This window comes from Ochrobactrum sp. Q0168, assembly GCF_016427605.1.
Taxonomy (GTDB): Bacteria; Pseudomonadota; Alphaproteobacteria; order Rhizobiales; family Rhizobiaceae; genus Brucella.
This window is the reverse complement of sequence record NZ_JAELXQ010000010.1, coordinates 1-21,573: the sequence shown is the minus strand read 5'-3', so window position 1 is coordinate 21,573 and position 21,573 is coordinate 1. Positions and strand designations below refer to the sequence as shown.

Sequence of the window (21,573 nt, the reverse complement as noted above, 5' to 3'; positions counted from 1 at the left end):
CAGACCTAGTCCTTGACCACCAGCTTGCGCGGTACGTTTGAAAGACATTCGACGCCGGTTTCGGTAATGACGATGCTTTCGGTGATCTCCAGCCCCATGGTTTCGAGCCAAAGCCCTGTCATGAAGTGGAAAGTCATGCCCGGCTGCAATTCAGTGCGGTCGCCGGATCTCAGGCTCATTGTGCGTTCGCCCCAGTCTGGTGGATAGGAAAGCCCAATCGAATAGCCTGTGCGATTGTCTTTCACGATGCCATATTTTTTCAGAACGTCGAAAAATCCGGCAGCAATATCTTCGCATGTACTGCCGGGACGGGCAGCTGAAAGACCCGCTTCCATCCCCTCCAATGTGGCCTTTTCGGCATCGAGAAATGCCTGCGTGGGCTTGCCGAGAAAGACCGTGCGAGACAGTGGACAATGATAGCGCTTGTAGCAACCGGCGATCTCAAAGAACGTGCCTTCGCCGGACTTCATCGGTAAGTCGTTCCAAGTCAAATGCGGAGCCGAAGCATCTGCGCCAGACGGCAAGAGCGGCACAATGGCCGGATAATCACCGCCAAATTCACCGACGCCACGCGTTCCCGCATCGTAGATTTCCGCCACCAGATCGCATTTACGCATGCCCGGTTCGATCGTGTCTACGATCCGCTTGTGCATGGCTTCAACAATACGGCCAGCCTTGCGCATATAGTCGATCTCTGTGGAGCTTTTGACGGCGCGTTGCCAGTTCACCAGCCCCTGCGCATCCTTGAAACGCGCGTTTGGCAGGTTTTTCTGCAAGGCATGATGGGCGGCGGCGGTATACCAGTAATTGTCGAACTCCACCGCGATTGTCTTGTTGCCCCACCCCTTGTCGTCCAGGATGGACGCCAGCAAATCCATCGGATGCCGCTCCAGCGACTGCACATAATGATCCGGGTAGCCAATGATGCTGTCATGACCGATCCAAGCCGTGCGCTTTGCGCCGTTTCCGTCCTGACCGCGCCCATACCAGATCGGTTCTCCATCCATCGCAAGAACGACACATTGATGGACATAGAAGGACCAGCCGTCGTAACCGGTCAGCCAGTGCATGTTGGATGGGTCCGTTACGATGATAATATCGAAACCCGCCTTTTCCATCGCGCGTCTGGTCTTGGCAATTCTGGCATCATACTCGGCGCGGGTGAAATTGAGTTCAACGCTCATTGATTGCCTCCAGCAGATTTGTTCGAGTCGATTTTGGTGCCCGCGTTGCGCTTGGTCGCCCGCTCAGTCGCAAGACGTGCAATAGCGGTGTCCTGAACCCCCGTACCCGTCAGGTCGCAGAATGTGATGTCTTCGGCATTGCGATGAAAAATACCGTCCTCGGAAATGATCTGTCCGAGTTCCGGCAAAGAAGCATCGGCTCTGACAATCCCGGCTTCAATTGCATGATGCAATTCGCCCAGTCTGCGCGTTTGGCTCAAGCTGTCTGCAACGTAGAGGACTGGACGGCGGAAGATCGCGGGATCTATTTCATTCTTGTGTTCAGCATCAGAACCCATTGCAGTGAGATGCTGCCCTGTCTCTAGCCAGTCGGCGTCGAGAAGCGGTGTTTCAGATGGAGTCGTCGTGACGATGATATCAACACCAGCGCAGGCTTTTCGAGCATCCTGCACAGGAATGACTGGGATACTGAGTTTCTGTTCCAGACTAGCGGCTACACTTTTCGCTTTGGTGAAGTCACGCGCCCAGATACGAGCTTCTTTGATCGGTCGCACCAGCGTCAAGGCTTCCAGCTGCAACTGGGCCTGAATGCCTGCACCGAAGATTGCCGCTGTGGTCGCGTCTTCACGCGCCAGATATTTTGCAGCAACTGCACCCGCTGCGGCGGTGCGCACATCTGTCAGATAGCCATTGTCGAGCAGCAAGGCTTCGATAAGTCCAGTCTTAGCCGAGAACTGGATCATTAAGCCGTTCGTTGAGGGCAAGCCAATGGACGGATTGTTGAAAAATCCGGGACTGATTTTGATGGCGAAACTGTCGAGGCCAGGAATATAGGCGGTTTTAACGTCGACTTCTCCGCGCTCAGAGGGGATATCGAGCCGGAGGATTGGCGGCATACTAACTTTGCCGCTTGCAAGCGCACGAAACGCATCCTCAACACAGGCAATGCTTTCCAGATCGAGGGTTATGAACTGACGGAGATCCCCTTCGCTCAATATCCGCATCTCGGCCATCAGGTCGCTCCTTCCACGCTGGCATTCATGATCATGCGATGCTGTCGGGGGTCTATATTGCCGCCAGAAACGATGATCGCAGTAGGCGTGGAAACTGCAATTTTCCCGCTGAGAAGCACCCCAATGCCAACGGCTGCAGCACCCTCAACAATCTCGTTCTCATGGATGGCCATATGCCTTATGCCAGCTGCAATCTCTTCCTCATCAAGAAGAACAACATCGTCCAGAAGGTCGCGGCACATGGCAAAAGTCCAGCGATTATCGAGGCCGATACCGCCCCCGAGCGAGTCCGCCAGCGTATCCACTTCCTCCACATTCACAGGCCTACCGGCAGCGAGACTTGCTTGCATCGCTGCACCACGTTTCATGGAAATGCCAATTATTCTAGCCGTCGGCTTATGCGCTTTGATTGCCGCAGCTATGCCTGATGCAAGCCCGCCACCGGAGAGTGGGATCAACACGGACTCGATCTCAGGTGAACTTTCAAGAAGTTCAAGCCCGATGGTTCCTTGACCCGCGATTACATGCGGATCATCAAACGGTGGGATCGAATTCATGTTGTCGTCGCGAACGAGACGCGCGACTTCTTCCATCGCATCATCTTGAGATTTTCCGACAATGCGAATGTCGGCACCCAGTCGATGGATAGCTTCGACTTTGTTTGACGGAACAAGCGAAGACAGGCAGATCGTGGCTTTGAGGCCTTGCAAGGAAGCTGCACGAGCCAATGCGCGACCATGATTGCCCGTTGAAGCCGTGACGACTCCGAAGTTTCTCTTCGACGCCGACAGGCTTAGAACAGCATTTGTTGCACCTCGCAATTTGAAGCTGCCGGTGGTCTGGCGATTTTCAAGTTTGAGGAATATGTCTGTTCCGGACAATTTGCTTAGAGCGTTTGAGCGGACAAGTGGAGTTCGCTCAACATGGCCTCGCAGCCTGTCACGGGCTTGTTCGATTTCCCTGATACTCACCGTTTCGGACACGCCTATAGCCTCTCAAAACCTGTTGAGGAACGGAAGGGCTGCGGCCAATTTGATTGGTGCTCAAACGCAGGGCGCAATAATGCACCATATGCGAAACCGTGTGGCCGCAAGCTCGTTCCCCGTGTCTTGATTATTTTCGTTGCAATATGTGTGAAAGACAGAAAAGATCATGTCAATGATTATATTGGATCATTACAATTAGATTTGCGCCGCTGTTTTGGGAACACGCCTTGCCAGCCCTGCTTGCTCATGCCAAGGAGTAGCGCTCCGAATTGGACAACCTCACTTGAACCGGATCAACCAAATGAAGTCCGCCTTGAAGCTCGATGCCGTTGATCTGCGCATTCTCGATGCCGTGCAGGAAAATGCGAAAATCACAAAACTTGCATTGGCGGAAAAGGTCGGCTTGTCGCCGACACCATGCTGGCTCCGTCTCCGCAAACTGGAAGAAGCGGGCATAGTAACCGGTTATCATGCGCACATTGCCTATCGGAAAGTCGCCCCCATCGCGCATGTCATTGTGCAGATTACACTTGGTAATCATCGTCAGAGCGACTTTGATCGGTTTGAACGTGCCGTTTCGGCGTTACCGGAAATCATTTCGTGTTGGTCTGTTGGCGGCGGCGTGGACTATTTTCTAATGGTCGCCGCGCGCGATATTGATGGCTATCAGAGGCTGATTGATCGCCTCTTGGACCAGAATATCGGTATAGAGCGCTATTTCACCTATATCGTAACCAAGCTGGTCAAGGACGCGAACGGCGCTGCGCCGCTATCGCTTCTTGCGGACCATCCGGCATAGACCAAGCGGACTACAAACGGGGGCAATATTGGTCCAAATCAGTTGTGTTGTGCTTTGCTTTGGTCCAAATCGACAGTGCTCCCATGAGATGCTTTTCCTGAATTGGGAGAAGCACCATGAATGCCGTTCTGGATCATCCTATACAACACCACGGGCTTAAAAGGCTCAGGGACAAGCATCTCTTTCGAGAGCTTGCCTATATCAACGGACGTTGGATGTCGGGCGAGAATGCGGAGACATTTCCGGTTGTAGATCCCGCAACTGGACAGCGCCTCGCACGTGTCGCAAGTTTGAATGAAACCCGGACGCTTACAGCGATTGATGTCGCGGAAAAGGCATTCCCTGAATGGTCACGGCGCCTCCCTCAGGATCGCGCGGGCATTTTGCGGCGATGGTACGAATTGATTGTTCAGAACAGGGACGACCTCGCAGTGCTCTTGACGCTGGAGCAGGGCAAACCGTTCTATGAATCCCTCGGCGAGATCGACTATGGCGCAGCCTTTATCGAGTGGTTCGCTGAAGAAGCAAAACGCCTGAACGGAGAAACAATAGCCAGCCATCTGCCCGATGCCGAAATGCTCGTGCGTCGTGAGGCTCTTGGTGTTGTGGGTCTGGTAACGCCGTGGAATTTTCCAAATGCCATGATTACCAGAAAAGCAGCTGCGGCTCTTGCTGCAGGCTGTCCGGTTGTCGTTCATCCATCGTCGGAGACGCCACTTTCTGCACTTGCACTGGCTGAGCTTGGCGAGAGAGCAGGATTTCCGGCCGGTGTTTTCAATGTAGTCACGGGCAAGGCCGCTCCAATCGTCGATACGCTTTGCAACGACACTCGTATACGTGCCTTGAGCTTCACCGGTTCTACCCACATTGGCACGTTGATTGCATCCAAATGCGCTGCGACCGTCAAACGCCTTGTCATGGAGCTTGGCGGGCATGCACCACTGATCATCTTCGACGATGCCGATCTCCAGCGAGCCGTAGACGTGGCCATGGCTGCCAAATTCGCCACTTCAGGTCAGGACTGCCTTGCTGCAAACCGCATCTTTGTTCAGCGCGGCATTCTCGCTTCCTTCACGGAAGCCTTTGCTGCGCGCATCGCTATGCTCAAAGTTGGTCAGGGTTTCGAGGATGGTGTGGATATCGGACCCCTGATGCACGAGCGGGCCGTCGCCAAGGCCGAAGAGCACGTTGAGGATGCGCGTGCGCGTGGAGCAGGTGTGGTTGTTGGCGGAAATCGTATGGGCGACAATACGCTGTTTTATGAGCCGACCTTGCTGGTCGATGTGCCAAATGAAGCTGCGATTATGCACGAAGAAACATTTGGCCCGGTTGCTGCAATTACTGCTTTTGAAACAGAAGATGAGGTCATCGCACGGGCTAATGCCACGGAATATGGCCTTGTCGCTTATGTCGTAACGGCAAACGGTGCACGGCAACTGAGGATGGGGCGTGCGCTCGAATACGGCATGGTTGCCATCAATCGCGCCAAAATCACCGGCGCTCCCATCCCCTTTGGCGGCTGGAAACAATCAGGATTGGGGCGCGAAGGGTCACATCATGGCATCCACGCGTTCACGGAACTCAAATATCTGTGCATCGATACCGCCGCATAAATGTGTCGCGAAGTGAAAGGAACTGACAGTGTTGAACACCAGCAATGAATTGACCGCTTGGGATCGCGATCATTTTTTCCATCCGTCGACACATATGGGCATGCATGCGCGTGGTGAAACGCAAACCCGCGTGTTGGCCCAAGGCAAGGGCGTGTTTATCACCGATGTGAATGGACGTAAGAGCCTCGATGCGTTTGCTGGTCTCTACTGCGTGAATGTGGGTTATGGCAGGACGGAAATCGCTGATGCGATCGCTGAGCAGGCTCATAAGCTTGCCTATTATCATGCCTATGTCGGCCACGGTACGGAAGTATCGATCACGCTTGCCAAGATGATTATCGACCGGGCACCAGCGCATATGAGCCGCGTCTATTTTGGCTTATCCGGTTCTGATGCCAATGAAACCAACATCAAATTGATATGGTACTACAACAATATTCGTGGGCTTCCCGAGAAGAAAAAGATCATCTCGCGCTGGCGCGGCTATCATGGCTCGGGTGTCATGACAGGCAGTCTGACCGGTCTTGCGACCTTCCATAACGCGTTCGATCTGCCACGTGCACCCATCTTGCACACACAGGCACCTTATTATTTCCGTCGTGAAGATCGCTCGATGAGCGAAGAGCAATTTTCGCAATATTGTGCTGATCAGCTTGAAGAAATGATCCTCGCCGAGGGGCCAGACACGATCGCAGCGTTCATTGGCGAGCCTGTGTTGGGAACCGGCGGGATTGTGCCGCCGCCAGCTGGCTACTGGCAAAAGATACAGGCAGTTCTCGACAATTACGACATTCTGCTCGTTGCAGACGAGGTCGTGACTGGTTTCGGTCGCCTGGGCAGCATGTTTGGGTCCGAACATTATGGAATGAAGCCTGACCTGATCACAATTGCCAAGGGATTGACGTCGGCCTATGCACCGCTTTCAGGTTCTATAGTCTCGGATCGCATGTGGGACGTGCTGGTCAAGGGGTCGGACAAGATGGGACCGATAGGCCATGGCTGGACCTATTCGGCGCATCCCATCTGCGCGGCTGCCGGTGTGGCAAATCTCCAGCTCATCGATGACCTGAAACTGGTAGAAAATGCCGGTTCTACCGGCGCTTATTTCCGTAACGCTCTCAACGATGCTATCGGCAATCACAAGCGTGTCGGAGATGTGCGCGGCGAAGGGCTGATGGCTGCCATCGAGTTTGTAGAAGATCGCGATGATCGCAAATTCTTCGATCCATCACTCAAGATTGGAGCGCAGATTTCGGCTGCTCTTCTTGCCAATGGGGTCATCGGGCGTGCAATGCCGGAAGGTGAAATTCTGGGCTTTGCGCCGCCACTCTGTCTGACGCAGGACGAAGCGGATCAGGTCGTTTCAGCAACAAAAGCAGCGATTGAAAGCGTTTTCACAAATCGCTGATGATTGAACTTCGCGGGGGCAACTTTACGATAAGTTGGCCCCGCATTGTTGACGATATTTCCGCATTCTGCGACATTCGCGTCATGCAAAATTCCATCTCCATTGATCAGGACTATCTCGTCGCACGGCTCAAGGCGCTTCTTGCGATACCAAGCCCAACGGGCTTTACAGATGAAGCCGTCCGCTATGTAGCACGTGAACTGGAAATGCTCGGTCTGGAGGTTATTCTGACCAGACGGGGTGCAATCCGGGCGCGCCGACCAGGCGTTTCCAGACGCCCGGCTAGGGGCATAGTGTCCCATGTCGACACATTAGGTGCTCAGGTTAAGTACTTGAAAGATAATGGCCGCCTTGAACTGGTCTCGATCGGAAACTGGTCTGCCCGCTTCGCGGAAGGCGCGCGGGTGTCCATCTTTTCCGGCAAGGGAACCTATCGCGGGTCAATCCTGCCGTTGAAGGCATCCGGTCACACTTTCAATGAAGAAGTGGATAGCCAGCCGGTCGGCTGGCCCTATGTCGAATTGCGGGTCGATGCACTGGCGCGCAATAAGGACGACCTTGTTCAGCTTGGCATTGATGTCGGTGATATTGTAGCTGTCGATCCTGCACCGGAGTTTATCGATAACGGCTTCATCGTGTCTCGTCATCTCGATGACAAGGCAGGCGTGGCCATCATGCTGGCCTCACTTGAAGCCATGCAGCGAGCTGCTGTCGAAACGCCCGTAGACACCTATTGGCTTTTCACGATCGGTGAAGAAGTGGGTGTCGGCGCATCGGCTGTGGTGGTTCCCGATATTGCCTCTCTCGTTGCCATCGACAACGGAACCACCGCGCCAGGGCAGAACTCATCCGAATTTGGCGTAACGCTTGCGATGGCTGACCAGACCGGTCCGTTCGATTATCACCTGACCAAGAAGCTCTACGAGCTTTGCGGCCAGCACGAAATTCAGGTGCAGAAAGATGTGTTCCGTTACTATCGTTCCGATGCCGCTTCCGCTGTTGAAGCAGGACATGACGTGCGCACGGCGCTATTGACGTTCGGTGTGGACGCGTCTCACGGATATGAGCGCATTCATTTGAGCGCTTTGACGTCGATTGCAAAATTGGCCGTTCATTACGCTATGAGCGACGTGGAAATAAAGCGCGATGCCGAGGAAACCGCCAAGGGATTGAAGGGCTTCACGCATCAGAAATCGACCAAAGCCGAGCAGGACTTGAAGCCAGAAGACACGCCTGCCGAATAGCAAAAAATCACCTGATATTGCGGGCCAGCTGAGGCCCAGCATTTTCTTCGGTTGGAAATTTATTATGATAATTCATTGATCCCATCGATTTTATGCCTATAAATTAGAGTTAGCTAATTGGCATAACGAAAGGGGATCGCTCTATGAGAAGATTATTTCGTGCTGCGCTGGCGGCAATGACGCTCGCAATTGCAGGATCAGCAATGCCGTCGCTGGCTCAAACGCCGCCAAACGTGCTGATCGTGGGACAGATTGCTGAGCCGCAATCGCTCGATCCCCATACGGTGACGGCGACCAATGATTTCCGTGTTCTCGTGAATATGTATGACGGTCTCGTGCGCTATAAGGATGGAACGCTTGAGGTTGAACCGGCACTCGCTGAAAGCTGGACAATTTCGGATGACGGTAAAATCTATCGCTTCAAGCTGCGTCAGGGTGTCAAATTTCATGACGGGTCCGATTTCAACGCTGAAGCAGTGAAGTTCAACTTCGACCGGATGCTGAAGGAGGATCACCCATTCTACAACACGGGGCCGTTCCCGCTCTCCTTCAATTTCTCGTCGATTGAAGCGGTCAATGCGATTGATCCGGCAACAGTCGAGTTCAAACTGAAGGAGCCATTTGCGCCGTTCCTGTCCAATCTGGCTTACCCAACCGGTCTGATCGTGTCGCCTGAAGCCGTGAAGAAATACGGTAAGGAATTTGGGCGCCATCCATCGGGAACAGGTCCGTTCAAATTTGCCGAATGGCAATCCGGTCAACGCGTTGTGGTGGAACGGAATCCCGACTATTGGGATGGTGCGCCAGCCTTGGAAGCCATCGTATTCCGCCCGATTACCGATCCAAATACCCGCGTCGCGGAGATGATGGCTGGTGGTCTTGATGTCATGGTGGAGGTCCCGCCAGACAACCTCGCAACCTTCAAACTGGACGGGAACTTCGCCGTTGCAGAGCAGGCAGGACCTCATGTCTGGTTCACGATTCTGAATGCAAAAACGGGGCCTTTCGCGGATAAAAAAGTGCGTCAGGCCGCAAATTACGCCGTCAACAAGTCAGCGCTCGTCGACAATGTTCTGCAAGGCTCGGCAACTGTGGCGGCCGGCCCCATTCCACCTGCTTTCAACTGGGTGGAAGACAATACAGAGCCTTATCCCTATGATCCAGAAAAGGCCAAAGCACTGCTGGCGGAAGCAGGCGTCACCAATCCGGAGATTACATTTTATGTGACGGAGGGCGGTTCCGGTATGCTTGATCCCATCACCATGGGAGCAGCAATACAGGCTGATCTTCAGGCCGTTGGGTTCAAGGTGAAAATCGAAACCTATGAATGGAACACGTTTCTGGGCCGCGTCAACACGGGTCTCGATGGCAAAGCCGATATGGCGGAAATGGCGTGGATGACCAATGATCCCGACACTGTTCCATATCTGACGTTGCGTACGGATGCCTTGCCGGACAAGGGCGGTTTTAATTCCGGTTATTACTCCAACCCGCAACTGGACACACTTCTCGAAAAGGCGCGCACTTCAACCGATCAGGCTAAACGGGGCAAGCTCTACGGCGAGGTCCAAGCAATCGTGCATGACGATGCGCCGTGGCTTTTTGTGGCCAACTGGAAGCAGAATGCGGTCACAACAGCGACTGTCAAAGGCTTCAAGCTGCAACCGTCCTTCCTGCTGCATCTGAAAAACGTGACAAAGGAGTAAGCCTCAAGCCCGTTTGCCGAAGTTCACGGCAGCAATTTCCCATGACATACAGGAGGGCTTGAAATGCCAGCCTATATTCTAAAGCGTCTTGCCGCGGTCGTCCCTGTCTTACTGGGGCTTTCAATCATCGTTTTTCTCGTGATGGCCATGATCCCCGGCGACACGGCTACCGCATTGCTTGGCTCCTATGCGACGCCTGAAAACGTTGAGCGGGTCAACCGCGATCTTGGTCTGGATAAGCCGCTGGTGCAGCAATATTTTATCTGGATCGGCAATCTGTTGCATGGCGATTTTGGTCGTTCCTTTGTGCTCAACAGGCCTGTCCTTGATGAAGTTCTGGAGCGATTTCACGCTACACTGATCCTGGCTGGTGTGGCGCTCTTCCTGTGTTCCATCGTGGGATTGCTGGCGGGGATTGTCTCAGCTGTCCGCCAGTTCGGCTGGGTCGACCGTGCAATAACCTTCGTGGTTCTGGCCGGAATTTCGATTCCATCATTCTGGCTCGGCCTATTGCTGATTTATCTCTTCGCAGTTCATTGGCGGGTGCTGCCGGCTTCGGGAATGTATGCCGTTTATGGCGGCGGTGATCTGAGGGACCTGCTCTGGCATCTGATTTTACCGGCAGGAACGCTTGCCGTTGTGGCGGCCGGCGTTATCGCGCGATTGACACGCAGCGCGATGCTGGAAGTCTTGCGACAAGACTATATCCGCACGGCTCGCGCCAAGGGGCTTAACGAGCGACGGGTGATCTACCGCCATGCGTTTCGCGCTGCCCTTGTCAGTGTTATTCCCGTCATCGGCATACAAGCCGGTTTTGTCCTTGGCGGTGCGGTTTATATCGAAACTGTATTTCAGTGGCCTGGCATCGGCGCGATGTTGGTGAAGGCCATTTCCACACGCGATATCCTGCTGGTGCAAGGTGGTGTTCTTGTGGTGGCTGCAAGCTACGTCATCTTCAATCTGGTTGCCGATATTCTCCAGACCATGCTTGACCCGAGGATTCGTTCATGAGTTTGCTGACACAAACCGCGGCGGGTCCCGCGCCGATACGTCTGACCTCATGGGGACTACTCATGAGTAACCGGTTGGCTGCTTTCGGATTCTTCCTGTTGATAGCAATCTGCCTTGTTGTTCTGGCAGCACCCATGCTGCCGTTGCCAAATCCAGATGCTACATCACCCGCGACACGTTTGCAGCCTTTATTCACGTCCGGCCACTTGCTCGGTACGGATCAACTGGGCCGGGATATTCTAAGCCGGGTTATCTGGGGTACACGCGTGTCGGTGGCGGTCGGCTTTGCCGCCACTTTAATAGCGGCCATCCTCGGTTCTTGCATTGGCCTTGTCGCTGGCTTTGTCGGTGGACGCACCGACAATCTGATGATGCGCGGCATCGATATGCTCATGGCATTTCCTTACATATTGCTTGCCTTGGCGATTGTAGCTGTCCTTGGACCCGGTTTGATGAATGCGCTTTTCGCAATAGCGGTCGTCAATATCCCGTTTTTTGCACGCAATGTCCGTGGTGTTACGCTAGGTCTTGCCCATCGAGAATTCATCGATGCGGCGCAGCTTTCCGGTAAAAGCCCACTCTCGATCCTGGCGAGCGAGGTTCTTCCAAATGTCATGCCGGTGATCGTTATCACCATGTCGACGACTGCCGGTTGGATGATCCTCGAAACGGCAGGGCTCAGTTTTCTCGGTCTGGGCGCGCAACCTCCACAAGCTGATCTGGGATCGATGCTGGGTGAAGGCAGGGCGCAGCTTTTCAATGCACCGCATGTCTCCATAGTCCCGGGCCTGATGATCTTCCTGCTTGTGATCAGCTTGAATGTGCTTGGTGACGGCGTACGCGATATACTCGATCCTCGCCTGCGGTCTGGAGCGCTTGCACGCCCCGGTGCCAGAACTGAGATAGCCCGTGATCGCGCCACGAAATCCGACGCGCCCGACGATGCGGTATTGTCGGTTGAGGCTCTGGAAACTGGTTTCGTCAGCGGTGGACGTTTCACGCCTGCAGTGAAGAATATTTCTCTCAAGTTGCACAAGGGCGAGTGTCTCGGCCTCATTGGAGAGAGCGGCTCAGGTAAAAGCGTTACAGCACTTTCCATCATGGGGCTGGTGGCATCGCCGCCCGGGCTTATTCGCAACGGCTCGATATTTCTGGAGGGCAGGGACGTTCTTTCCCTTCCGGAAACGGAACTTACGATCCTTCGCGGAAACAAAGTGGCCTATGTGTTTCAGGATCCGCTGACGACACTGCATCCGATGTATTCCATTGGATGGCAGGTTGAGGAAGCTATTGGAGCGCATCGTCGCCTCACCGCAGCCGAGCGACGCGAACAAGCAATAGCCCTGCTTGAGAAGGTTGGTATTCCAGACGCCAGAGAACGCGCCAGTCACTATCCGCATCAGCTTTCCGGGGGGCAACGCCAACGTGTCGGCATTGCGATGGCTCTCGCCAATGACCCCGATATCATCATCGCAGACGAGCCAACGACGGCGCTGGATGTGACTGTGCAGGCACGAATTCTTGATCTGCTGCGTGAGTTGCAACGCGAACGCGGCATAGCATTGTTGTTTATCACCCATGACTTTGGGGTCGTTTCAGAAATCTGCGACCGCGTTGCGGTGATGAAGGATGGCGAGATTGTCGAGACAGGTACGGCGAGGGCGGTCTTATCCAATCCGCGGCATGACTATACGCGCCGGCTCATTGCTTGCGTGCCGGAACTCGGACAAGGCCCGAGCTTTCTCGAAAAGGTAGCCAAAGTCTTCGGACGTGAGAATAAAGGCATAAAAGCATGAGTGAAATTGCAATCAGTGCACGGGAGCTTACCAAGACATTTGGTGGTGGGCGAACTCTCTTTGGCAGGAAACGCCATCAGGTCGATGCAGTCAAAAAAGTGTCTCTTGATCTGCGGCGAGGTGAAACCCTTGCCGTGGTAGGCGAAAGCGGCTCGGGAAAGAGTACGCTTGCGCGCATGTTTGTGGGGCTGACGGAACCGACAAGCGGGACCATGAAAATCGCTGACCGCGATGCGACTGATTTGCGTAGATCGGGCGCGCGTGCATTCGGCAAGGTCATTCAATATGTCTTTCAAGACCCCGTCGCCTCGCTCAATCCGCGTAAAACCATCAAACAGATCCTAGACGTTCCGCTCAAGCTTCTCGGCAAATACGACACAGCGCAGCGCACAAAGAAAATGTTACAATTGCTCGATGCGGTGCAAATGCCCAAAGACACGCTGGAACGCTATCCGCATGAGTTCTCAGGCGGACAGGCACAGCGTATTGCGATAGCGCGTACGCTCGCAGCGGAAGCCGAGATTGTCGTGCTTGATGAGCCAGTCAGCGCTCTTGATGTTTCGGTACAAGCTCAGGTTCTCTTGTTGCTAGATGAGCTTAAGCGGGAATTCGATCTGTCCTATCTTTTCATAAGTCACGATCTTGCTGTTGTAGAGGCCATTTCGGATCGGGTGGCAGTGATGTATTTCGGGGAAATTGTGGAAGAGGCTCCCGTTCGCGATCTTTTCGATCACCCGCAACACGCCTATACGCGACAATTGCTGGATAGCGCACCACGCATCAGGAAAGAGTAGAAGTGGCATGGTCAAAACGGGCCTTAAAAACAGCGGCGAAACACTGGAGCGTGTAAGCGCGAAGGCAACAAGGCCCAAGCGCAGGCCGGAAGAAATTGCGGACCGCATCAAGGATTTCATCAGAGCCAAAACATTGAAGCCTGGTGACCGCCTTCCACAGGAAAAGGAGCTGATCGACCAGTTTAAAGCTGCGAAGGGCACGGTTCGAGAGGCCATGAAAGCACTTGAAACGCAAGGGCTTATCTATACGCGAAGCGGGCCGGGCGGGGGTGCATTTGTGGCGGAGCCATCGGCGCGACATGCCATGGAAATGCTGGGCAGTTTTTTCTTCTTCGATCAGCCTAGCTTGAGCGAAATCTACTCGATACGCAAGTTGCTGGAACCGGAAATTGCGGCATTGCTGGCGGGCAAGCTCACACATGGTGATATTGTTCAACTTGAGAACACCATACGTCTTTATGATCGCCCGCCTGTCGATCTGGACGATCAATATCAACAGCGCGTGGCCGAATTGGATTTCCATTCACTGTTAGCGCAACAATGTCCAGACCGGCTGCTGGGCTTCGTTTCCGGGCTCACTCACCATCTTTTGCGCAACTTGCCTGTTGCCCGCGCCATCTATGCGGATCCAACGCCTGCGTCTCGTGAAGCTGGGCTGGTTTTTCAACATCGTCTGCTGGCCGCTCTTATCGATAACAGACGGGAGGATGCCCGGCTGATCGCTTACGAACATATGGTTTCCGCCGAAGATTATATGCTTTCAAAGGCCACGACCGTCGTCGGAAAGGTTTAGGAAAAGCCGATAAAAATGGGAACCATCCCGGCGCTGTTGCATTTGCAACTGGGAGGGCCGCCGCCAAAACAAACGCGACGGCCCCATTCGTGAGGGCATAGCCCGCAGATATAGCAAGCAGTTTTCGGGCTGTGCAAAGAGACGAAGCGGATTTGACGGCGTTACGGTCACAGATGCGCTCTCGTTATGACAATGGAGGTTTCGACCCTTTTTATGTGTGGAATTTGCGGAGAAGTCAGGTTCGATGGCGGCACGCCATCGGTTTCGGCAGTCTCGAAAATGGCAGATGTTTTGAGTCCCCGAGGGCCCGACGCATCTGGTATCGTCATCCGGGGCAATATAGGCTTCGGTCACAGAAGACTGAGAATTCTCGATCTTTCCGAAAAATCACAGCAACCCATGATCGATGCAGATCTAGGTCTGACATTGGTTTTCAACGGATGTATCTACAATTTCCGTGAGTTGCGCGCAGAGCTTGAAGCGAAGGGTTATCACTTCTTTTCCGATGGAGATACCGAGGTGATCCTGAAGGCTTGGCACGCCTGGGGAGAAAACTGCGTCTCTCGGTTTTTAGGCATGTTCGTTTTTGTAATCCACGAACGGGATACGGGACGGATCATTCTTGCCCGCGATCGTTTCGGGATAAAGCCGCTCTATCTCTCCGAGGTCAACGGCGTGTTGCGCTTTGCATCTTCGTTGCCAGCAATGGTAAAGGCTGGCGGCGTGGATACCTCAATTGATCGTGCTGCGCTCCACAATTACATGAGCTTTCACGCTGTCGTGCCGCCACCGCGTACGATCTATGAAGGCGTACGCAAGCTGCCCCCAGCAACGATGCGTATTTATGAGGCCAATGGCAGTTTCAAAGATCGCATCTATTGGCAAGCTCCTTATCGCCGCCTGCCGGGTGACAACGCGCTGAGCCGGGAGGAATGGCAGGAACAACTGTTGGACATGCTCCGCCTGGCAGTCAAAAGGCGCATGATTTCAGACGTTCCAGTCGGTGTTCTTCTTTCGGGCGGCGTGGATTCCAGCCTCATCGTAGGCTTGCTGGCGGAAGCAGGCCAGACTGGTCTTATGAGCTTTTCTGTCGGTTTCGAAGAAGCCAATGGTGAGAAGGGCGACGAATTCGTCTATTCGGACCTCATAGCCAAGCACTTCGGAACGGACCATCACAAAATCTTCGTTCCGTCAGCGGACCTTATGGACGCTTTGCCCGGAACGATCGCTGCCATGTCGGAGCCGATGGTTTCCTATGACAATGTCGGCTTCTACCTTCTCTCAAAAGAAGTGTCGAAACACATCAAGGTTGTCCAGTCCGGTCAGGGTGCTGACGAAGTTTTCGGCGGCTATCACTGGTATCCGCCGCTTGTGGATTCCAACGATGTGGTCCGTGACTATGCCGAGGGCTTTCGCGACCGCACGCATGCTGTGCTTGCCACACAATTGTCCGCAGACTGGATGCCTGAGCAGGATTACAGTCAGGCGCTTCTCGAAGAGAAGTTGCTTGAGGACGGTGCCGATATGCCTGTTGACCGTGCACTGAGGCTCGACACCAATGTGATGCTCGTGGATGATCCGGTCAAGCGCGTTGATAACATGACGATGGCGTGGGGACTGGAAGCGCGTGTGCCTTTCCTGGACCACGAATTGGTAGAGCTAGCAGCGCGCATTCCGCCAGAAGAAAAGCTACGCGATGGCGGTAAAGGCATTCTCAAGGACGTTGCCCGGAAAGTCATCCCAAGCGAAGTCATTGATCGCAAGAAGGGCTATTTCCCGGTACCGCAGCTCAAATATATCGCCGGGCCCTATCTCGATATGCTGCGCGATGCATTGTCATCCCAGAAGGCGCGCGAGCGCGGTCTTTTCCAGCGTGACTATCTTGAGCGCTTGTTCGCCAACCCATCAGACCACATCACGCCTCTGCGCGGGTCGGAGCTGTGGCAAGCAGGACTGCTGGAAATGTGGCTCCAGACGCAGGAGGCATGAATGCGAAATCATGGTGAGGAACAAATGACCCGGCAGAAAGTCAGGGGCGGTAAGGCTCTTTCGCATCGTCTGACACGCTTGCGCACGCCGGAAAGCGCTGGATTTTACCAGGAGCATTCGCATGGCGCCAACAAGGTAGAAGCTGATAGCAGACAACACAATGTGACCCTCGATTGCGGTTGGGGGCGACTGTTGTTTGCGCAGACATTTGACAGCAATCAGGCCATTGTCGACGCGATGCGAGCGGAGGCCCCGGCAAGCCGCGATATTTTATTTTATGTCAGCGATCCGCACGTGCTGTTGTCACTTGCACCCCACGAGATTTTTCTTGATCCTTCGCACACCTATCGTCTGGAACTGTCGACTTATCGGGCCGGAGGACGCCGCACGCGCGGCGTCACCATTCGCCGCGCCATTTCGGAAATTGATGCGGACGGCATCAACGGAGTTTACGCCGCGTGCGGCATGGTTCAGCTTCGAGCTGATTTCTTTTCTGCAGAGCGTGTAAACCGTGCAGTCACCTATTTTGTCGCTCAGGACGATGCCACTGGCGAAATTGTCGGCACGGTGACAGGCATTGACCATCAGCGCCTGTTCGACGATCCGGACCGCGGAGCTTCGCTTTGGTGCCTTGCCGTTCACCCACAGGCACGCCAGCCCGGCATCGGTGAAAAGCTGGTGCGTATGCTTGCCGAACACTTTCAGGCGCGTGGGTTGCGTCATATGGATTTGTCTGTGTTACACGACAATGAGAACGCCATTCGGCTCTATGAAAAGCTTGGTTTCAATCGTGTTCCGCTCTTTGCAGTGAAGTGCAAAAACGCGATCAATGAAAAGTTTTTTGCGTCCCGCCTCGAAGCGGTAGAAGCACTCAATCCCTATGCGCGGATCATTGTCGATGAGGCAATGCGCAGGGGTGTGCAAGTTGATGTTACAGATGCTGAAGGCGGCTTCTTTCGTCTTTCTTATGGCGGCCGTTCCGTTCACTGTCGCGAAAGCCTGTCAGAGATGACATCCGGTGTTGCCATGTCGATCTGCGACGATAAAGCCGTGACAAGGCGTGTCGTTGAAAAAGCGGGGCTGGTCGTTCCTGCACAGATTTCCGCAGACGAAAGCGTTGAAACGCAAGAATCTTTCTTGCGCCAACACGGGAAACTTGTCGTCAAGCCGGCGCGCGGAGAACAGGGGCGGGGCATTTCTGTCGGCATCTCAGACATGAAGCACCTGCAGACGGCGATCAAACAGGCTCGTACTGTTTGTGATCGCGTGTTACTGGAAGCCTGCTTCGAGGGTGAAGATTTACGGTTGGTCATCATCAACTATGAGCTGGTCGCAGCAGCAGTGCGTCGACCTCCACGTGTGGTGGGTGACGGAAAGACGACGGTGCGAAAACTCATCGAAATTCAATCACGTCGACGGGCTGCCGCTACTGGTGGTGAAAGTCGCATTCCTATCGACACCGAAACGAAGAGATGCCTTCAGGAACAAAGTTTGTCGCTCGATAGCGTGCTTGATGACGGTCGTGAGATCACCGTGCGCAAGGCGGCCAATCTGCATACAGGTGGAACCATCCATGACGTGACGTCGGTTGTCGATCCAAAGCTTGTTGATGCTGCTTGCCGTGCCGCACGTGCAATCAATATTCCCGTGGTCGGCATCGACTTCATGATCAAGCAACCGGACAAACCGGAATACATCTTTGTCGAGGCTAATGAGCGACCTGGACTTGCCAATCATGAGCCACGGCCAACAGCAGCCAAGTTTGTTGAATGTCTGTTTCCGCAACTCTACCGGGAGGGCTGAAATGATCGATCAATGTCAGCCTCGGTGCTACTGACACTTGGAACAGCATTCGGGAGGAGTAACAGAACCATAATACACTCTTCCCAAGGTTATTTCGCAGAAGATAGTGAAACGAAAACAGGTGGTCTGCATTTTAGCAGGCCACCTGTTTGTTCGTTTCGTTCAGCGCGATGTGCACTGATAGGTTAGGTCAGGTTCGGGGCAGGGGTTGTCCCGATAGTGTGTTTGTTATGCCTTGCCGAGACGCTTGCGCAATTCGGTGTTTTCGGAGCGAAGCTTTGCAGCCAGTTCCTTGCGCAGCTTCAGGTTTTCAGCTTCCAGTGCTACAAGCGCCTTCAGATCGTCGCTCGTCGGTGATGCCTTTGCGGCTGTCGGAGCTGCCGTCTTCCCAGCAGCGTTCTTCCAGTTGTAATAGGTCTGCTCGCTGACTTCAGCATGCTGCAATGCAGCCTTCAGCGTGGTCTTGCCGCCCTTGGTGGCCTTTTCAACCGAAGCAAGAATGGAGGCGCGTTCAGCTGGCGTATATTTCTTCACCTTGCGGCCAGCCGGGGCTGCTACGGCTGCAACAACCTTGGCGGCCTTGGGTGCAGCTTTTGCTTTGGGAGCCTTGGCGGCCTTTACAGCCGGCTTGGCGGCCGCAGCTTTAGGCTCAGCCTTCTTGCGCGGTGCGCGGGTTTTCGGCTTGGCGCTCACAGGCTCTGCTGCTGCGGTCTGGTTTGCTTCTACAATGGTTTCATCAGCCATGTTCAGTTTCTCCTGAATTGATACTCGGGTCAGCTTTCCGGTTGCCGAATATATGGGACAATGCTTAATGCAACTATAAGTGCCATTACTTTGACAATTTGTGAAGAGATGCCCTCACATAAGGATGATGAGACGATCTATTATGAAGCAGGATTGATTGTTGAAAACTGAGGTTTAAATCTGTAGGTAGAGCACAGCACCTGTCGGGGCACCTCCACGGAATTTGATTGAGAAAGCTATTTTCGGATGAAGAATCCAATCCGCAATGTTGTCGTTGAATATAAGAACCGGCGTGCGCGCAAGAGCGGCAATGCGCTTTGGGGCAACCTTGATCTGAAGTCGATTGCACGGGAAGTGGAAGAGGATGCCAAGGCGCCAATATCTGCCGATCAGGTAACACCTGCCGTCTCCCCGATAGACAATGAGCCAGCCGCACTTGTCCACGCGCCAACGCCACGGATAGAAGCCAAGACTGAGCCCAAGATTCTCGTTGTCGATATGGCAGAACCTGTCGCCACAAAAGTGAGCATAGCCTCGCCAGAACCGGAAGTGCCTGCCGCAGTTGAAGCCAAGGTTTCTCCCGTCCCTGCCAAGAAAAAAACCAATACTCCCCGTCGCTTGAAGCCGATTGCTGACAAGCCGATGAAAGCCAAGCCAGTTTCCAAAGCCTCAGCTGACATATTGGATGAACTGGCTGCGCTTGAAGCAGAAAATACCACGCTAAAACGGCAACTGGCCCAAAAGCTCAACACCGAAAATCAACAAATGCGGAAAATGCTGAACAGGTAAAGGCCGACGCGTCACTCTACGATACTGCAATTATCAATTCTTATGCATTTATCAATGAGCGCGCTCTACATTATATTTGTTAGTATCGTTTAGGCACTACTTGCTATCTTGAATTCGATTTGGGAAAATAAGCACATTTAATATAAAGCATTCCGGCGACCTGGGGAGCATTTCGACTTCTTCAGTATCGAAGAGGGCGGGGCATGGACGCAAAATCAGTTTATATCACAGTCATGCTGATCATTCTCGCAAATGGTGGCGTTCTGAGTGCCATCCTTTCGGATTTTCCTGCCGCTCTGCGACCAGCCGCCCGTATTTGGCAGTGGGCAACGCTTCTTGTGGCATTAGGCTGCGGGATTTTTGCAGCCGAAGTTTACTTGCCCAAAGATCTCACTGTCATTGTCGCCAATGTGGTTCTGGTTACGGCGCTCAGCATGTATCATCTTGCCATAAGAAGGTTTCACGGCTTGCCACTTTACTCAAATGTGTTGTTGGTGCCGCTTTTTGGAATGCTCGCATTTCTCTACTATGTAGTTTACGTCCCAGATATCAAAGCACGTGTGGTCATAGTATCGGTTCTCTGGGCCATCATTATGCTTGCATCCACGTCAATTCTGATCAGCAAAGAACATTCGGCGGAGTATCAATCCCGAAGCCGGTTTGCAATGTCGGTCATCTATATGATGGCCGCGTTCACGACGATACTGCGCGCGATTTTATATGTGTCGCTGGATACGAAAGCAAACTTCACAATCGCAGATAACACCCATTGGATGAATAGTGTCACGCCTGTCTTCTTATCGGTACTGCCTGTTATGGGGACAACAACATTTCTGCTGATGTGCTCCGATCAGGTGAAGCGCCGTTGGCAGAATGCCGCGTCTCGCGATTATTTGACTGATCTTCCGAACCGGCGCTCACTGATCGCTTATGGTACATCAATTATCGAAGCCAACGACGAGAATTCGAGGCATCGCGCAGTAGCGGTTCTGGACATTGACTGGTTCAAATCCATCAATGATACCTATGGCCATTTTGCAGGCGATCTTGTCCTACAAACTCTTTCACAGAGATTGAAAAGTGTCCTGGAAGCAGACGACTTCATCGCTCGGACTGGTGGTGAGGAATTCGTTATCATCTTTGGAGAGAAAAGTAGTCTGGACGCCGAAATAGCGGCGGAACATATCCGCAATGCAGTTGCTGAGAGCAGTTTCGCGATAGAAAATGTGTCCATATCTGTGACGGTTTCGATTGGACTGGTGACACGGAATGCGCCGACCAAATTTGATGATGTGATGATACGTGCAGATAAAGCACTGTACGCTGCAAAGAATAACGGACGCAACCGAACTGAAGTCGTTGCGATGGGTTAAAGCTGAAAGAGTTATCTGATCAGCTGCGGTGCGCACTCAGGCTTTCCTAAAGTTCCATAAGATAGATTATGTGACCCAATTGTGTAGCCGGGTACATTCTATTTTAAACTGCAACATGCCAATGAATTCATGATGTTAGCCATGGAGGAAATTGGATGTCGAATTGCTATTCACAGATCACTTTGCGTGAACGTCGCCGTCTTTTCGAGCTTAAACAGCTCAAAGTCCCTCTCGGCGATATAGCGCGGCTGATGGGTCGTCATCGCTCGACGATCTATCGCGAGATCAAGCGCAACAGCTTTCGGGACACGGAGATACCAGACTATAATGGCTATCATAGCGTTGTTGCCGACAACATCAGCAAAGACCGGAGAACACGGTTGCGCAAGCTCAGACGTTATCCAGAGCTGCGCAAGTTTGTCATTGAACAATTGGAAGCCCATTGGTCGCCGGAACAGATCTGCGGTCGATTGGTTAGCCATGGTGTGAGCGCGATACGTCTGTGTGCAGAAACAATCTATCGCTTCA

At 53.4% G+C, this 21,573-nt stretch carries 18 protein-coding genes; 14 read left to right on the top strand and 4 right to left on the bottom strand.

Features of this window, described 5'->3' with window-relative positions:
• Positions 1-5 precede the first annotated feature (5 nt).
• The 3 genes from doeA to eutB are packed head-to-tail and all read right to left on the bottom strand — an operon-like array spanning position 6 to position 3,180.
• Positions 6-1,184: an ectoine hydrolase DoeA gene (gene doeA, locus JAU75_RS16535; RefSeq protein ID WP_199057588.1), complete on the bottom strand. Its 1,179-nt coding sequence runs from the start codon at positions 1,182-1,184 to the stop codon at positions 6-8.
• On the bottom strand, positions 1,181-2,197 hold the full coding sequence (locus JAU75_RS16530; RefSeq protein ID WP_199057587.1) for a cyclodeaminase: 1,017 nt from the start codon (positions 2,195-2,197) through the stop codon (positions 1,181-1,183). Before JAU75_RS16530 ends, doeA begins: the two co-directional genes overlap by 4 nt.
• Positions 2,197-3,180 (bottom strand): hydroxyectoine utilization dehydratase EutB, encoded by a 984-nt coding sequence (gene eutB / locus JAU75_RS16525; protein ID WP_199057586.1) that lies wholly within the window; start codon positions 3,178-3,180, stop codon positions 2,197-2,199. Before eutB ends, JAU75_RS16530 begins: the two co-directional genes overlap by 1 nt.
• 316 nt (positions 3,181-3,496) lie before the next feature.
• Between eutB and JAU75_RS16520 the strand changes: the two genes are divergently transcribed.
• The 11 genes from JAU75_RS16520 (at position 3,497) to ngg (ending at position 18,139) form a co-directional block, all read left to right on the top strand.
• Positions 3,497-3,982 (top strand): Lrp/AsnC family transcriptional regulator, encoded by a 486-nt coding sequence (locus JAU75_RS16520; RefSeq protein WP_176168374.1) that lies wholly within the window; start codon positions 3,497-3,499, stop codon positions 3,980-3,982.
• A gap of 116 nt (positions 3,983-4,098) precedes the next feature.
• Positions 4,099-5,595, top strand: a complete 1,497-nt coding sequence (locus JAU75_RS16515; protein WP_199057585.1) for an NAD-dependent succinate-semialdehyde dehydrogenase — start codon at positions 4,099-4,101, stop codon at positions 5,593-5,595.
• Between the two features lie 28 nt (positions 5,596-5,623).
• Entirely contained in the window at positions 5,624-7,003 is a 1,380-nt protein-coding gene (locus tag JAU75_RS16510; protein ID WP_199057584.1) for an aspartate aminotransferase family protein, read from the top strand.
• An 83-nt stretch (positions 7,004-7,086) separates the two neighbouring features.
• The gene (locus JAU75_RS16505) at positions 7,087-8,247 is read left to right on the top strand and encodes an osmoprotectant NAGGN system M42 family peptidase (protein WP_199057583.1); all 1,161 of its coding nucleotides are present in this window, start codon (positions 7,087-7,089) and stop codon (positions 8,245-8,247) included.
• 143 nt (positions 8,248-8,390) lie between these two features.
• The gene (locus JAU75_RS16500) at positions 8,391-9,953 is read left to right on the top strand and encodes an ABC transporter substrate-binding protein (RefSeq protein WP_199057582.1); all 1,563 of its coding nucleotides are present in this window, start codon (positions 8,391-8,393) and stop codon (positions 9,951-9,953) included.
• A 63-nt stretch (positions 9,954-10,016) separates the two neighbouring features.
• Entirely contained in the window at positions 10,017-10,964 is a 948-nt protein-coding gene (locus JAU75_RS16495) for an ABC transporter permease (protein ID WP_199057581.1), read from the top strand.
• The gene (locus tag JAU75_RS16490) at positions 10,961-12,760 is read left to right on the top strand and encodes a dipeptide/oligopeptide/nickel ABC transporter permease/ATP-binding protein (RefSeq protein WP_199057580.1); all 1,800 of its coding nucleotides are present in this window, start codon (positions 10,961-10,963) and stop codon (positions 12,758-12,760) included. The genes JAU75_RS16495 and JAU75_RS16490 overlap by 4 nt, the downstream gene beginning before the upstream one ends.
• Entirely contained in the window at positions 12,757-13,554 is a 798-nt protein-coding gene (locus JAU75_RS16485) for an ATP-binding cassette domain-containing protein (RefSeq protein WP_199057579.1), read from the top strand. The genes JAU75_RS16490 and JAU75_RS16485 overlap by 4 nt, the downstream gene beginning before the upstream one ends.
• Before the next feature lie 7 nt (positions 13,555-13,561).
• The gene (locus tag JAU75_RS16480; RefSeq protein WP_199057578.1) at positions 13,562-14,347 is read left to right on the top strand and encodes a GntR family transcriptional regulator; all 786 of its coding nucleotides are present in this window, start codon (positions 13,562-13,564) and stop codon (positions 14,345-14,347) included.
• A gap of 213 nt (positions 14,348-14,560) precedes the next feature.
• Complete coding sequence (locus JAU75_RS16475; RefSeq protein WP_199057577.1) at positions 14,561-16,336, top strand: N-acetylglutaminylglutamine amidotransferase; 1,776 nt, start codon at positions 14,561-14,563, stop codon at positions 16,334-16,336.
• Positions 16,337-18,139: an N-acetylglutaminylglutamine synthetase gene (ngg, locus tag JAU75_RS16470; RefSeq protein ID WP_078340934.1), complete on the top strand. Its 1,803-nt coding sequence runs from the start codon at positions 16,337-16,339 to the stop codon at positions 18,137-18,139.
• A 228-nt stretch (positions 18,140-18,367) separates the two neighbouring features.
• Here ngg and JAU75_RS16465 read toward each other — a convergent pair whose 3' ends face one another.
• On the bottom strand, positions 18,368-18,883 hold the full coding sequence (locus tag JAU75_RS16465) for a transposase (RefSeq protein WP_199057576.1): 516 nt from the start codon (positions 18,881-18,883) through the stop codon (positions 18,368-18,370).
• 246 nt (positions 18,884-19,129) lie between these two features.
• On the opposite strand from JAU75_RS16465, the gene JAU75_RS16460 reads away from it, so the two are divergent.
• The 3 genes from JAU75_RS16460 to JAU75_RS16450 all read left to right on the top strand — a co-directional run.
• A complete protein-coding gene (locus JAU75_RS16460; RefSeq protein WP_199057575.1) occupies positions 19,130-19,672 on the top strand; it encodes a hypothetical protein in 543 nt (180 codons plus the stop codon).
• Between the two features lie 203 nt (positions 19,673-19,875).
• Entirely contained in the window at positions 19,876-21,045 is a 1,170-nt protein-coding gene (locus tag JAU75_RS16455; RefSeq protein WP_199057574.1) for a GGDEF domain-containing protein, read from the top strand.
• Between the two features lie 155 nt (positions 21,046-21,200).
• Positions 21,201-21,573 (top strand): helix-turn-helix domain-containing protein (locus JAU75_RS16450; protein WP_199057573.1); only part of this gene is annotated, 373 nt, incomplete at its 3' end.